The organism is Bacillus pumilus, from assembly GCF_024498355.1.
Classification (GTDB): Bacteria; Bacillota; Bacilli; order Bacillales; family Bacillaceae; genus Bacillus; species Bacillus pumilus_P.
Window position 1 is genome coordinate 593,692 of the sequence record NZ_CP101833.1, and the last position, 14,557, is coordinate 608,248.

11 protein-coding genes are annotated in these 14,557 nt (G+C 42.0%); 8 read left to right on the forward strand and 3 right to left on the reverse strand.

Annotation, left to right across the window (positions count from 1 at the left end):
- Positions 1-96: 96 nt before the first annotated feature.
- Positions 97-465, forward strand: a complete 369-nt coding sequence (locus tag NPA43_RS03030; protein WP_003213878.1) for an RlpA-like double-psi beta-barrel domain-containing protein — start codon at positions 97-99, stop codon at positions 463-465.
- 73 nt (positions 466-538) lie between these two features.
- Positions 539-1,588: a hypothetical protein gene (locus tag NPA43_RS03035; RefSeq protein WP_256499345.1), complete on the forward strand. Its 1,050-nt coding sequence runs from the start codon at positions 539-541 to the stop codon at positions 1,586-1,588.
- Between the two features lie 206 nt (positions 1,589-1,794).
- Here the strand turns inward: NPA43_RS03035 and NPA43_RS03040 are convergent, their stop codons facing one another.
- The 3 genes from NPA43_RS03040 to gabP all read right to left on the reverse strand — a co-directional run bounded on the left by NPA43_RS03040 (position 1,795) and on the right by gabP (position 5,483).
- A complete protein-coding gene (locus NPA43_RS03040) occupies positions 1,795-2,178 on the reverse strand; it encodes a carboxymuconolactone decarboxylase family protein (RefSeq protein WP_099727414.1) in 384 nt (127 codons plus the stop codon).
- A gap of 286 nt (positions 2,179-2,464) precedes the next feature.
- Positions 2,465-3,997 (reverse strand): multicopper oxidase family protein, encoded by a 1,533-nt coding sequence (locus tag NPA43_RS03045; protein ID WP_256499346.1) that lies wholly within the window; start codon positions 3,995-3,997, stop codon positions 2,465-2,467.
- 97 nt (positions 3,998-4,094) lie between these two features.
- Entirely contained in the window at positions 4,095-5,483 is a 1,389-nt protein-coding gene (gene gabP, locus NPA43_RS03050) for a GABA permease (protein ID WP_099727412.1), read from the reverse strand.
- A 482-nt stretch (positions 5,484-5,965) separates the two neighbouring features.
- Between gabP and NPA43_RS03055 the strand changes: the two genes are divergently transcribed.
- The 6 genes from NPA43_RS03055 to NPA43_RS03080 all read left to right on the forward strand — a co-directional run bounded on the left by NPA43_RS03055 (position 5,966) and on the right by NPA43_RS03080 (position 14,230).
- Complete coding sequence (locus tag NPA43_RS03055) at positions 5,966-6,865, forward strand: cation diffusion facilitator family transporter (protein WP_249705236.1); 900 nt, start codon at positions 5,966-5,968, stop codon at positions 6,863-6,865.
- A gap of 106 nt (positions 6,866-6,971) precedes the next feature.
- A complete protein-coding gene (locus NPA43_RS03060; RefSeq protein ID WP_230031500.1) occupies positions 6,972-7,934 on the forward strand; it encodes an AAA family ATPase in 963 nt (320 codons plus the stop codon).
- Positions 7,931-9,121: a DUF58 domain-containing protein gene (locus NPA43_RS03065; RefSeq protein ID WP_099727409.1), complete on the forward strand. Its 1,191-nt coding sequence runs from the start codon at positions 7,931-7,933 to the stop codon at positions 9,119-9,121. The genes NPA43_RS03060 and NPA43_RS03065 overlap by 4 nt, the downstream gene beginning before the upstream one ends.
- Before the next feature lie 9 nt (positions 9,122-9,130).
- Positions 9,131-11,323, forward strand: a complete 2,193-nt coding sequence (locus NPA43_RS03070) for a transglutaminase TgpA family protein (protein ID WP_256499347.1) — start codon at positions 9,131-9,133, stop codon at positions 11,321-11,323.
- A gap of 186 nt (positions 11,324-11,509) precedes the next feature.
- Positions 11,510-13,051 (forward strand): glutamine-hydrolyzing GMP synthase, encoded by a 1,542-nt coding sequence (gene guaA, locus NPA43_RS03075; protein ID WP_249705239.1) that lies wholly within the window; start codon positions 11,510-11,512, stop codon positions 13,049-13,051.
- Positions 13,052-13,399: 348 nt separating this feature from the next.
- Positions 13,400-14,230 carry a cupin domain-containing protein gene (locus tag NPA43_RS03080; RefSeq protein WP_256499348.1) on the forward strand — a complete coding sequence of 277 codons (831 nt, stop codon included), beginning with the start codon at positions 13,400-13,402 and terminating at the stop codon, positions 14,228-14,230.
- Positions 14,231-14,557: the final 327 nt, after the last annotated feature.

Sequence of the window (14,557 nt, forward strand, 5' to 3'; positions counted from 1 at the left end):
TGGTCAACTTGTATTCGAATTGTAATGTGACTGTAAAATAACTGGGTGCATCTTCATGTATAATAAGTGCAGAAACCAAATACGGAGGATTTTTTAATGAATAAAAAGCTTATTGCGACAATCGTAACAGTAGCTAGTTTATTTTTAGCGTTTAGTTTCTCACATGGAGCAAGTGCAAAAAAAGTAAGCGGCAATATTACTTGGTATAATGGTGTCGGTAAAAAAGGCGCAGATGGAAAAAAACTCGGTCATTGGGATGCAGCAACTAAAATGGGATTTGACGTACCGAAAAAAGGTACAAAACTAAGAGTGACAACAAAAGCGAAACCACATAAAGTGATTACAGTCTATAAATATGATGTAGGTAGAATGCCAAACGCGGTATTAGACGTAAGTCCGAAAGCATTCAAAGCACTTGGATATAAAACAAGTAAAGGTGTCGTGAAAGGGCATTACACTTATTAATACATAGGCATGCAAAGAAGCGGGAAAAGTTCATTTTCTGGCTTCTTTTCTTGTAGAGAGGGTCTGAAAGGCAATGAAAAAATCAACATGGTGGATCATCACGGTCATTGGAGTCGCAGTGATTGCGGCAGTCATTTTCTTCATGATGAAGCCGGATCAAGAGGCGAAACATGTGGGGAAAGTCAAAACGAATCAAGACGCAAAAGACGAATTGCTTGTTTCATTTACAGATCGGCAGCTAAACAATACATATTACCTGCACGATCGGGCGCTCCATACGGAAAAACTGACAGCCTATCCTTCGATTGCATATGATTCTACGAAACAACTTTTATATTACACGTATACGGATGAAGACACGCAAAAAGTGAGTATTCGGGAATTGAATGTGAAAAATGATCAAGAAAAAACGCTGTTTACTAGTGACGATTCAATCGACAGTATGAGGCTGTCTGGTGATGGAAAGCAGTTATTTCTAAGGTATAACAAGGATTCTGGGGAACAATTTTATGTCGCTTCTTTTGATTTGAAAAAACACAAGGTGAAGATGTTGTATCCAGAAAAAAGCAAGGATGATACGGTGAGTTCTTTTGCCTATGATCCGACTTCAAACCTTTTGGCTGTCCAGCATTATTCATTAAAAGAAGATTATCAGAAGACCGATGAAGCGAATGAAAAAGGGACGGATCCTGAACCAACGACCATGAAGATCACCCTTCAAACAGATGAGAAGGGAAAACGTATTGCACGGATCTCACAAACGATCAATGATATTTCATTTTCACCAGATCACAAGAAATTGATTTATACAGAGGTGAAGGTTCGAAACGAAAAAGAAATATCCTCTATTAAGATGCTTGATGTAGAAACGGGGAAAACGACGACACTCGTTAAAAACAGCCAGGATGTTCATATTTTAAGTGCTGCACAGCCGCAATTTTCTATGGATGGGACATCTGTTTATTTCTTAGGTGTTGCAAAGAACGCTAAGGAATTAAAGGATGACACTGGAAGAAAGGCGAAGGTAAGGACCATTTTTGAATATGATATTAAGAAGAAAACGGTAGAAACCGCTTGGGAGAAGGATGGCGGAATCATTAACAATTTCACTGTTAATCGATGAAGGATGCGTTCAGTTATTTTATATAACTGGACGTTTTTTTATTTTGTCATTTGATATGCCGGAGAATATGTGAATTCATGAAATGAAAGTCGTTTTTTAAAAAGAAAAACGAGGGGCATTTTCGTATTTTGCTGGTGTGACAGAGGAGAAGAAAGACAGTAAAATGAATGGAAATAAAAAAACGAGAGGACAGATGGCTTCTCGTTTTATCTTATTTGTTTGGTGTTTTCGTCTAGTAAGTTTTGAAAAATAAACAGGGCATTAATGGAATGAGGAAATCCAGCAACCTTTGTACAGTGCTTAATAATCTCCATGATCTCTATGACAGAGAGACCGATATGTAATGCTTGTTCAAAATGAGCCTTTAGTTCTTCATCACAATTGCCTTTTGTGATGAGGGCAGATAATGTGCTGATTGCCTTCTGTTTATCATCTAATATGAAGTGATTGAATTCTTTTTGTTCACCGAGTTCAATTGTTAGTTGTTCAATGTTTGACCGAATGCTCTCATTTTCATGAATTGAAAGCTTCTCCATGTTACCTGCCGCTGTTTCTTGTTTGATCTGGCAAGTCTCTTTTTCTTCATTCAAATTGAACTCCTCCGTTTTTTATCGCAATTTTCCATTTGTTTGTTCAATGTTCCTTATGTGCCTTTTGATAGATGTAATGGGTATATAGTAGTACTATCGGCTTGCTGCGTCAACTTTTTAAGTGTTGCATGTACAAATAAATGCCAATTCACGCGATACATTGTTCTATTTTCTAATGAATCAATGAAAAGGAAATAAAGGGCTAATGTAACAATGTCCGTTAGCCCTTCGCGATCATCTACTTAATGCATATTTCTAAGCATGTGAAGGAAGAATGGTTTCATTTTTACCGAATGATATCCATCGGCCGCATCATGTCATAATCTTCGTGCTCTAAAATATGACAATGCCACACATACCGTCCGCTGTATGGGACAAAGCGTGCGATGATTCGAATGACTTCACCGGCATGCGCCTGAATGGTGTCCTTGTAGCCTTGTTCATGTAAAGGAGGTGCTTCATTTGGTCCTGTATACACGATTTCTCCAGTCGACTGATAGATTTCTGTATCAAATGGTCTCCTGTCTATCACCCTGAATTGAACAAGGTGTAAATGAATGGGGTGTGTGCCCCTTGTTGGGTTGACGATGGACCAAACCTCTACACTGCCAAGTCGGGGGTTTTCAGTAACGGGATCATTCCAAAATTGGTTATCTAGTAATAAAATAGGGCGACCATATTTATCCTGCGTGCCGCTAAGTGTGAGCGTACGTTCTTTATCAGCTCGACTTGGCCGAAGCGGTGGCAGCGGTTTGAAGATTGGACGTAATGATTTAGGTGCTCTCCCTTTTAGTGGACGTGTGACTTTAAACTGCATAATGTTCGCATCTGTTTCTGGATTCACTTCTTGGCCGCAGCCTGCTTTATTTTTTAGAATAATTGTTTTGTTTTCATAAGCTGAAAAGTCGATGATGACATCGAAACGTTCAGCAGGTGCAATGCTAAAGGACTTGTGATGAACAGGTCTTGGCAAAAAGCCGCCATCAGATCCAATTTGCAAGATCGTGGCATCGTTGTCTAAATGCAGCTCGTAAGTTCTTGTATTGGACGCATTTAACATGCGAAAACGGTATTTTCGTGGCTCTACTTCTAAATACGGCCATACCTTTCCATTAACCAAAATCGTTTCCCCGCAAAAAAAGGGGACGATGGAGGGATCTGGAATGTCACTGTCCTCCGGTGTGTTGTTTGGTCTGCTTGGATAAAACAGTGCGCCATCCTCCTGAAACGTACGGTCCATGATCATTAAAGGAATGTCATACTCATCTTTCGGTAATTCTAACGACTTTTCAAACGCATCTGAGATTAAGTAAAACCCAGCTAAGCCGGCGTATACATTTAATCGTGTTAATGCCATTGCATGATCGTGATACCACAATGTGCATGCTTGCTGATGATTTGGGTATTCGTAAATCTGCCGTTCAAAGAAGGGGCCTGTCGCTTCAAAGTCTCGTGAAAACCAAGCCTCTGGATAACCGTCACTGCTTGCTGGTGTGACCCCGCCATGTAAATGAACGACGGTTTTGACTTCTGGTTCGTCATGATGGCCTTCGTGAATGGTGTGATCGACCGGCAGAAAATGCTTAAGCGGCAATTTGTTCATCCATTTTACTTTAACCTTTTCATTTCGATTTGCTTTAATGGTTGGACCAGGCAAACTGCCATTATAGGTCCATAGCTTAGTTGGGGGCAGGTCTCTATGAACTTTTAAGAACACTTCCTCCATGGCGATTTCATAATACGTTTGTCTTGGGTTCTTTTTGACGGGCTTCGCGACTTCTGGAATGGGCAGCTCGTCAATAAATTTTTCTAGGTTCATGTTCACTAATCCTCACTTCAAATCCAATTTGATACATTATAAGTGCGGACATTAAAATAGGTGAATAAAATAAAAAACCCGCTTTTCAGCGGGAGAATTAAGGGTGTTTATTTTCAAGCGCCGCATTTGCAGGCACTTTTTTATTCGGTTTAAAGATAAAATAAGCGGCTAGCACACCAAAGGTAATGATACTCGTCAAAATGAGCTGTGGTCTCATCGATTCGATAAACAGCATAGAGGCCAAAATTGCACAAATGACCAAAATGGTAAAGTACGTGAGGTATGGGAACAGCCACATTTTGATTTTGAGTTGTTCTGGATTTTCTTTTTCGAGTTTACGACGCATTCTTAATTGCGAAACGGCAATGACCAAGTAGACAAGAAGTGCGATAGCACCTGATGCATTGACAAGGAACAAAAAGATGGTTTCAGGATAAAAGTAGTTCATCATGACGGCAATATAGGAAAAGAAGGTCCCTGCGACTGTAGCCGCTACAGGAACACCACGCTTGCTGATTTTCATAAAGCGTTTTGGCGCTTCGCCTCTTTCCGCTAATGAATAAAGCATTCTGGACGTTGTGTACAAGCCGGAGTTTAAACAAGATAGAACAGCTGTTAAGACAATGACGTTCATCACCTGAGCGGCAGATGGGACGCCGATGTATTCTAATACCGCAACGAACGGGCTTGTTAAAATACTCGCTGAATCCCATGGAAGCAAGGTGACAACGACAGCGATCGATCCGACGTAGAAGATGATAATACGCCATACAACAGAACGAGTAGCTGTTGTAACAGATTTGACAGGGTCTGCTGATTCGCCGGCCGCAATTGCCACAATTTCGGTTCCCATGAAGGAAAAGATGACGACGACGATCCCGAGTAAAACAGAGCTGAATCCGTTTGGAAGGAAACCGCCGTTCCCCGTTAAATTCGCAAGACCTGCAGTATGATGACCGCCAAAACCAAAGATAAATGCAAAACCAATGAGGAGAAATAGAATAATGCTGACGACTTTAATTAATGAAAACCAATATTCAAATTCGCCAAAAGATTTAACAGAAAAGATATTTGTTAATGTTAAGAGGATTGTGAGGATAAGACTTGTGAGCCAAACAGGTGCATCTGCATACCAATATTGAATAATGGCAGCACCGGCAATGGCCTCGATGGCGATGACGATTACCCAGAAGAACCAGTAAAGCCAGCCGATTGTAAAACCAGCCCATGGGCCGATGGCGTCGCTTGCATATTGTGAGAAAGAACCGCTTGTCGGATAGGCACACGCCATTTCTCCAAGCATTCTCATAATAAAGATCACCAGAAGTCCGGCAAATGAATAGGAAAGAATGGATCCAGGCCCTGCAGAATGAATGACAGCGCCGCTACCAACAAATAGCCCTGCCCCAATGACCCCGGCAATGGAGATCATTGAAATATGTCTTGTCTTAAGGTTTTTTTGAAGACCGTTTGTCATGTTGGACATTTCTTTACCTCCAAACACTTCTCTTCGATAGAGAATTTGTTTTTAGAATATTTTAAATTTTATCATACTGAATTGTCATTCAGCATTGGACAGGTTATCAAACTGACATTTCAAACCTCTTAACATGATGTTAAAAAGTATAAAGGATTTGAGAGATTATGTTCCCTCTTTTTCCTCTGCTCATTCTTAAAAATAGTATAAGAGAGAAGAGGGGGAAGTTGTGTCATGAAATAAAAATATTCCGACAATTAATCGAAAGGGTGATTATGCTTATATGCAAATGTCGGAGTGTGTTGGAAAAAGGTTGATAGGAGTAGGTCTTGAGGTCAATTGACCTTATAAAAATAAGTTTGCTTAGGTCAACACATTTCTATGTACCCTATTTTGCTGACGCAAGCGAATCATGTTGCTGTAGACCCACACGGGCTTTGCTTTGTAAGATAAATAATAGAAAAGTGATGTGTGAGGAGGCTCTGTTCGACATGGAGCGCTATAACGAATTAAGACAAGGTGAAACAGGTGCTTGGGTCAGCATCATTGCCTATGTGATCTTATCTGCGGTGAAACTCATCATTGGATATGTGTTTCATTCAGAAGCTCTTTCGGCAGATGGATTGAATAATACGACAGATATTATTGCATCTCTTGCTGTATTGATTGGGCTGCGTATTTCTCAGAAGCCGCCTGATGAAGATCATCCATATGGTCATTTTAGAGCAGAAAATATTGCGTCACTTGTCGCTTCCTTTATTATGATGCTTGTTGGGTTTCAGGTTCTGCTGAGTGCAGGCCAGTCGCTTTTCTCATCTGAGCATCAAACGCCTGATATGATTGCGGCTTGGACGGCAGCAGGAAGTGCTGTTGTGATGTACGGTGTGTATATATACAACCGCAATTTGTCCAAACGAATCAATAGCCAGGCACTTCATGCGGCAGCTGCTGATAATAAATCAGATGCGTACGTGAGCATCGGGACATTTATAGGGATCATCGCCTCCCAATTTCAGCTGGCATGGATTGATACGCTTGCTGCGTTTGTTATTGGCTTAATTATTTGTAAAACGGCGTGGGAGATTTTCAGAGATGCCTCTCATTCGTTAACTGACGGTTTTCATATAAAAGATATGTCAAAATATAAAGAGACCATTAAGGAGACACCAGGAGTGGGCGATTTGAAAGATATTAAGGCCCGTTATCTTGGAAGCACGGTCCATGTGGATGTAGTCGTTGAGGTAGAGCCGCATTTGAACATTGCAGAAAGCCATGATATTGCAGATGAAATCGAACGTAGAATGAAAAAAGAACATGATATTTTACATTCTCATGTTCATATGGAGCCAGCAAGTGCGCCTAAAGAAGAGAAGAAGTCTTTTCCATCGTGAGAAGGCTTCCTTTCTTTTTCTGACGTGCTGATGTTTTATGCAAACGCGCGTTGTATGGTAAAGTTAGACTATATGAAAATTGCGGAAACGTGATAGGAGGATCAGGATGGCATTTGATGAACCAATGCATTCAGATGTACAAAAAATCTTAGATAACATCAATAAAGTCATGGTTGGGAAAAAAGACATTGCGATATTAAGCCTTGTGGCGATTTTGGCGAAGGGGCATGTGTTATTAGAGGATGTGCCTGGCGTTGGGAAGACGATGATGGTTCGTGCTTTGGCAAAATCAATTGGCTGTGAGTTCAAGCGAATCCAATTCACCCCTGACCTTTTGCCTTCAGATGTGACAGGTGTGTCGATTTATAATAAAAAGACAAATGAATTTGAATTCAGGCAAGGACCGATTATGGGGCAGATTATTTTGGCGGATGAGATCAATCGGACCTCTCCTAAAACACAATCAGCACTGCTTGAAGCGATGGAAGAGGGCAGTGTCACAGTGGACGGAGAAACGATGCCGCTTGCGGATCCTTTCTTTGTCATGGCCACGCAAAACCCGGTGGAATATGAAGGAACCTATCCACTGCCAGAAGCGCAAATGGACCGGTTTTTATTCAAGCTGCAGATGGGGTATCCGACCATGCTGGAGGAGCTAGAAGTGCTCAACTTGCAGGAGAAGCAATCTCCGATCGATACGCTCCAGGCTGTGATGGCGAAGGAGCATATCCATGCTTTGCAGCAAGCCGTTCAGAAAGTGCATGTGGATGCATCTATTAAAGAATATATTGTCGAAATCGCCCAAGCGACGCGTCATCACCCATCTGTTTATTTAGGCGTTAGTCCAAGGGGATCGATTGCACTCATGAAAGCGGCTCAGGCGTATGCGCTTTTGAATCAGCGGGATTATGTGATTCCAGATGATGTACAGTATTTAGCGCCTTATACATGGCCGCATCGAATGATTTTGACGTCAGAAGCGACGTATGAAGGGAAGAAGGCTGAGACACTGCTGCGACAGCTGCTTGAGCAAATTGGCGTACCAGTTCAAAAGTCGATGACTCAATGAAGTCACAAGACCGTTTAGCTGTTTCATTATGGTTACGGGTGATCATGCTCATCATCCTCACTGTGGCAGCCTTTTGTTATGCCATGTTTCAGGGCGGCTTTGTGAGCTGGTTCCTTTTTTATGCATTTTTACCATATACTTTGTATGCTTTGCTGTTTGCGGTCGTTCCGCTTCGCGCGACAGCCAAAAGGACATTGCGGCACACCCGGTTGAAGGCTGGGGATGTGCTTTCGGTTGACCTTGAAATCAAGCGGACGAATCCATTTCCATACGTTTACGTTATTATCGAGGATGATCCGCCATACACTTTTCACTTGCAGGAACAGATTGAAATGAAGCAAATGCTGTTTCCATGGTTTCGGAAAACGTGGCGATTTTCTTATCAATTGAATGATATCGTGCGGGGGGAGCACCATTTGACAGCAGTCAGAATCAAAACGGGTGATATGTTTGGTTTTGTTGAAAAAGAAGTGATCCTTCCGTTAGAGAAAAAGCTCCTTATCTATCCAAAAATGCTAGATCTTCCGGTGGAGTCTGCTGATTCAGTGAATGAAAATGGAGGCAAAGCCGTTCACTCTTGGTTAAATGAACCGACCAATGTGACAACAGGCGTGCGGGAATACCAGCAAGGAGACCGTTTTGCTTGGGTGGATTGGAAGACGACGGCCAGAAGAGGTCAGTTGATGACGAAGGAGTTTGAACAGAATCAGACAAAGGATCTTGTGGTGTTTGCCGATTTTACAGATGAAGCCGTTTTTGAAACCGTCGTGTCTATTGCAGCCTCTGTTCTCCAAACGGCTGTGAAAAAAGGGGTGCCGGCAGGTCTCGTTCCTTTTGGAGATCAACATGCATTTCGAGTGGACCAGGGAGAACTTCATTTGCAGGACATGCTTTATTATTTAACAAGAGTGCAGCATCAGCCTTCTCGCGCACTAGAATATAAACCGTTAACAGCTAGTGAGTACCAGTACACCGGAAAATATGTCATTACGGGTCAGCTGCATGAGGAGCTTGCTGCAAGTCTCTTTGGAAATCGAAATAGAAAGAACATCACTGTTCTTTTAGTGAAGAGAGCCGTGGATCGATTCACGACAAAAGAGAAACAGCTTGTAGACCGGCTTAAGGCATCTGGAATACGCACGACCGTTTTATTTGAAGACCGGCTGCACGAAAGAACTGTGAGGTGACAAACATTTATGCTGCATACTCATCAGCGGCAAAGCCGTTTTGAGTTGTTCATCTATTATGCTGTAGCATTTCTGCTGCTTTGGGAGTGGCTTCGACCGCTTCAAGATTTTACAGAGACGAGTCATACGTCTTATTTCATCATTTTTATAGGGCTTACATGTTTGTTTACATTCTTTCGTTTGAAGTGGTATGTGACGTTTCCTATTTGTACGGGCTTGATTTTGCTCGCCTTATATTTGATCTTTTATCAAGCAGAGCCAAGCTATCCGGCTGCATTATTTGCTGATATTAAAGATAATATCACCTTCATGAGCACAGGCATGTGGAGTAACATGTATCCCTCCTTCCGCACATTATTGTTTTATATTTTGCTATGGCTGCTTGTCTACTTGCTTCATTATTGGGTGGTCTATCAGCAGCGTATCTTTTTCTTTTTACTCATGACGATTGTATATGTCACGATTCTGGATACGTTTACGCCATATGATGCTGCCTTTGCGATCGTTCGCATTATGGTGTTTGGTTTTTGTTTGCTTGGGTTGCTGTATTTCGATCGACTGCGTTCGGCTGAAGGCATTCGGGTGTCACAGAAGGCGCGTCTAAAGTGGTTTTTGCCCATGCTGGCGCTTGTTCTTCTATCAGCGACACTCGGCGCTTCTTTGCCAAAGGCTGATCCGAAATGGCCTGATCCTGTCCCGTTTTTTAAGGCGGTGACGAATCAAGATGGTTCTGCCGGGCAGAATAAGGTGGGATATAGTGCAGATGATTCGTCGCTTGGCGGACCGTTTAGTGAGGACCGCACACCGATCTTTAAATGGAGCGGGAAGGAGCCGTCTTACTTTCGTGTCGAAACAAAAAGCATCTACACCGGCAAGGGCTGGGAGGATGCGTCAAATGATACGAAGCCTACTCGGCTAAAGAATGATGATGTTCCGAATCGGTGGTTTACCGAGCGTGTGAAAACAGAGGTTCATGAAACGAGAGTCGATATGGAATCGGATTATCGATTTAATCACGCCGTCTATCCAATTGGCACGATCACACTGATGCCAATGGAAAACATCCCGCTGCAAATGATGGGCAAGACGGAAAAAATTGTACCGTCTATTCAAAACCCGCCCAAAAATTTAGGGAACTATCAAGTCAGCTTCTTATCACCTACATTTATCCTTGAGGACTTACAGCGGATCAAAGTGCCGACTAAGAAGCAGGTGAATCAACAGGTCGGCCGTGAATACTTGCAGCTCCCTTCCTCATTGCCAGATCGTGTGAAAACATTGGCAAACAGCTTAACGGAAACAAAGGAGAATATGTATGACAAGGCAAAAGCGATTGAGGATTACTTAGGATCTGCGAAGTTTTCATATGAAACGCAAAATGTCGCCGTGCCTGGACGGAATGAAGATTATGTGGATCAATTTTTATTTGATACGATGATTGGCTACTGTGATAATTTTTCAACCTCTATGATTGTGATGCTTCGTTCGATCGGTATTCCGGCGAGATGGGTAAAAGGGTATACGTCTGGTCAGTTATATGAAACACAGATGGATGGAAACAATGTGTATGAAGTGACCAATAACAATGCGCATTCATGGGTAGAGGTCTATTTTCCAAACCGGGGCTGGGTGACCTTTGAACCGACAAAAGGGTTTACAAACCCAGAGACATTTACAAATGAAACCGCTGCTAGCGATCAAACGGATGATCAAAAGGAAGAAGAAGATCAGCCTAGTTCTGATGCAAGCGAAGATCAGCAGCCGCAGCAGGAGAAGGAGCAGCCGGCAGAGCCAAAGGAACAAACAGCTCAAACAAAGCCAAGTATGGTGCATGTTGGTTCGATCTTGGGGTATGCGGGAGGTGCTGTCGTCCTTCTTGGGTTCATCAGCTGGGTGCTTTATCGATTCAGGGCAAGATGGGTGCCATTCTTTATTGTACGGAAGGTGAAACGTCTGCCAGATGAGGAGGCATTCTTCTATGCGTACGCTGCCCTATTAAAGCAGCTGAAGCGCAGAAGGATCGAGAAGAAGCCAGGCATGACGTTAAGAGAATTCGCTTCTGCGATGGATAGCAAGGATGGAGATCGTCACATGTCAGAGCTGACACAGCTTTATGAGCGGGCGCTCTATCGACGAGAAGATGCATCAGCGCTTTGGCGGCAATCCGCAAAGTTATGGGAAAATTTAATAAACAGGAGATAGTCTTGACCGCGTACCTTCCTGTTGTTAGAATAGGTGAATATTAAAACCTTCTAAAATACATGAAATTGAAGCGTTCGGATGTGAGTCTGGGCGCTTCAAAAGCGTGATTTCACACTGAGAGCAGGTTTTCTCCTCTCATTTTTTCTGTGCGTTTATAAAAACTATATTGGACATAGAGGTGACACCATGACAAATTTAGTAAATGAAATGATTTTGGTTCTCGATTTCGGCAGTCAGTACAATCAGCTGATCACACGCCGTATTCGTGAATTTGGTGTGTACAGTGAGCTTCATCCGCACACTTTAACTGCTGAAGAAATTAAAGAAATGGCGCCTAAAGGAATCATCCTTTCTGGCGGACCGAACAGTGTGTATGATGAAGGATCTTTCCGCTGTGATGAAAAGATTTTTGATCTAGGCATTCCGGTTCTAGGCATTTGCTACGGCATGCAGCTCATGACTCACTATTTAGGCGGGAAAGTAGAAGCGGCCAGCCAACGTGAATATGGGAAAGCAGATATCCACATTAACGGAACACCTGCTTTATTCAAAGACCTTCCGAATGACCAAGTCGTTTGGATGAGCCATGGTGACCTTGTCGTTGAAGTGCCAGAAGGCTTTACAGTGGATGCAACAAGTGCACATTGTCCAAACTCAGCGATGAGCTTTGCTGAGAAGAACTTCTATGGCGTACAGTTCCATCCAGAGGTTCGTCACTCTGAGTACGGCAACGACCTATTGAAAAACTTTGTCTTCGGCGTGTGTGATTGTGATGGCAAATGGTCAATGGAGAACTTCATTGAAATCGAAATGCAAAAAATCCGTGAAACAGTGGGCGACAAACAAGTATTGTGCGCACTAAGCGGCGGTGTTGATTCATCTGTTGTAGCGGTATTGATCCACAAAGCAATCGGTGATCAGCTGACATGTATCTTCGTTGACCACGGTCTTCTTCGTAAAGGCGAAGCAGAAGGGGTTATGAAGACATTTAGCGAAGGTTTCAACATGAACGTGATTAAAGTAGATGCGAAAGATCGTTTCTTAAACAAGCTAAAAGGTGTATCTGATCCTGAGCAAAAACGTAAAATCATCGGTAACGAATTCATCTATGTATTCGATGATGAATCGGACAAGCTAAAAGGAATTGACTACTTAGCACAAGGAACACTTTACACAGATATCATTGAGAGCGGAACAGCAACGGCACAAACAATCAAATCTCACCACAACGTAGGTGGTCTTCCAGAAGACATGCAGTTCGAATTGATTGAGCCTTTGAATACACTATTCAAGGATGAAGTCCGAGCCCTAGGTTCAGAGCTTGGCATTCCTGACGACATCGTCTGGAGACAGCCATTCCCAGGTCCAGGACTAGGTATCCGTGTATTAGGTGAAATTTCTGAAGAAAAACTAGAAATCGTTCGTGAATCTGATGCCATTCTTCGCGAAGAAATTGCGAACTTCGGCCTAGAGCGCGACATCTGGCAATACTTCACCGTTCTTCCAGACATCCGCAGTGTAGGTGTGATGGGTGACGCAAGAACATATGACTACACAATCGGCATCCGTGCTGTTACGTCTATTGATGGTATGACGAGTGACTGGGCAAGAATCCCTTGGGATGTGCTTGAGAAGATATCAACTCGTATTGTGAATGAAGTGAAGCATATTAACCGTGTGGTGTATGATATTACGAGTAAGCCGCCTGCTACAATCGAGTGGGAGTAGACTTCCAAGAATTGAATGATTAAAGGTGATGAGAAAGCAGTCGTATCAAAGGTTTGAACAGTTTGTGTGTGGATAGGGTACTATTCATCCGCAGCAATCTTTTTTCAAAATGAGACTCTCGTTTATTCACATTATTTGTGAAAAAAGGAGGGTCTTTTTTATGACTGAAATTACAGAACTACTAGATGATTTTAAAATGAAAAAGATCATCATCATTAGGATAAGCCGCGAGTCAAGATCGTGGCTTATCTTTTTGTGTTTTCCCATGTTCGGAGCAGGTGCATTTAAGTACACTCACCTAACATAGTGCATAGGATAATTTGATAAACTGTGAAGGGATTGAGAAAAATGTATTACTATCCAAATATGTATCCATATCAATATCCTTATTATGTTCATGTACCAATGAATAACTATGATAGACAGTCTGTTTATTGGAATATTCCTGTTGAGGGACATGCAAACAGTTCTTTTCGTTTTTCCAATGATGATGCTGCAAGCATTTTATCAAAAGATTATGGAGCAGAACCGTTTGCCGTTAATATCAATGAGGCTACAAAGAAAAACAATACGTACCGTACCGCCTTATGGACAGGAACTCATTTGCAAGTTACCTTAATGAGTCTCAATGCTGGCGAAGATATCGGTTTGGAAATGCACCCTAACGTTGACCAATTCTTACGTGTTGAACAAGGTCAGGGGATTGTTCAAATGGGCAAAAGGAAAGATAAATTAAATTTTAGAAGAAATATCTATGATGATACTGCAATACTGATACCTGCTGGAACATGGCACAATGTAACCAATACAGGTAATGTTCCGCTTAAACTTTATTCAATATATGCTCCTCCTAACCACCCGTTTGGTACTATTCATGTAACAAAGGCAGATGCAGTGGCTGCGGAAGAAGGTGACGGTCACGGCAATGAAAATACAGTTATTTTTGGCAGAACTCCAGATGAATGGATAAAGCACACGGAATTTTTGGTAAACGAAGGGTTAGAGGATGTTAAAAAAGGAATAAATGCTACACACATTCTCCAAGAATTTATTCTAATGGGCGTTCTTGTAGGAAAAGGGTATTCTCCCGAAAGTGCATATGAAACAGTAGAAGAATGGGAACGTACAGGAGAATCCAAACTTCTTCAGAAAAGTAAAAAATATGTAGGATTAGAGTAAATGCATATAGTGAGGAGAAAAAAACTCTTGATAAAAGATTTACTTAACCTTTAGGTTCTACTATTTTTAACAATACAAAAGAGTATGATTCCATAAATATAATCATACTCCTTTTTCTGTATTTAACACTAATGAAAAAAGGATTACATTGGAAAATTATTCGTGTAAATTGACATCATTACACCTTCACCTAAAAGGTTCCTGCGAGACCTCTTTCAAATGCTGCAAGATGATTCAAAGAGGCGTTACGAAGTTGTGAAAAAACTGTTCTCGAAAGAGATCAATGTTCAATCCTTTTAAGTGGTAAGGCTGATTTGTTAGATGACC

What these genes read in the sequence shown, in the direction of transcription:
- NPA43_RS03080 (WP_256499348.1), top strand. Translation starts at nt 13,400, where the DNA reads ATGTATTACTATCCAAATATGTATCCATATCAATATCCTTATTATGTT.
- NPA43_RS03030 (WP_003213878.1), top strand. Translation starts at nt 97, where the DNA reads ATGAATAAAAAGCTTATTGCGACAATCGTAACAGTAGCTAGTTTATTT.
- NPA43_RS03070 (WP_256499347.1), top strand. Translation starts at nt 9,131, where the DNA reads ATGCTGCATACTCATCAGCGGCAAAGCCGTTTTGAGTTGTTCATCTAT.
- NPA43_RS03065 (WP_099727409.1), top strand. Translation starts at nt 7,931, where the DNA reads ATGAAGTCACAAGACCGTTTAGCTGTTTCATTATGGTTACGGGTGATC.
- NPA43_RS03055 (WP_249705236.1), top strand. Translation starts at nt 5,966, where the DNA reads ATGGAGCGCTATAACGAATTAAGACAAGGTGAAACAGGTGCTTGGGTC.
- NPA43_RS03045 (WP_256499346.1), bottom strand. Translation starts at nt 3,997, where the DNA reads ATGAACCTAGAAAAATTTATTGACGAGCTGCCCATTCCAGAAGTCGCG.
- gabP (WP_099727412.1), bottom strand. Translation starts at nt 5,483, where the DNA reads ATGTCCAACATGACAAACGGTCTTCAAAAAAACCTTAAGACAAGACAT.
- NPA43_RS03035 (WP_256499345.1), top strand. Translation starts at nt 539, where the DNA reads ATGAAAAAATCAACATGGTGGATCATCACGGTCATTGGAGTCGCAGTG.
- guaA (WP_249705239.1), top strand. Translation starts at nt 11,510, where the DNA reads ATGACAAATTTAGTAAATGAAATGATTTTGGTTCTCGATTTCGGCAGT.
- NPA43_RS03060 (WP_230031500.1), top strand. Translation starts at nt 6,972, where the DNA reads ATGGCATTTGATGAACCAATGCATTCAGATGTACAAAAAATCTTAGAT.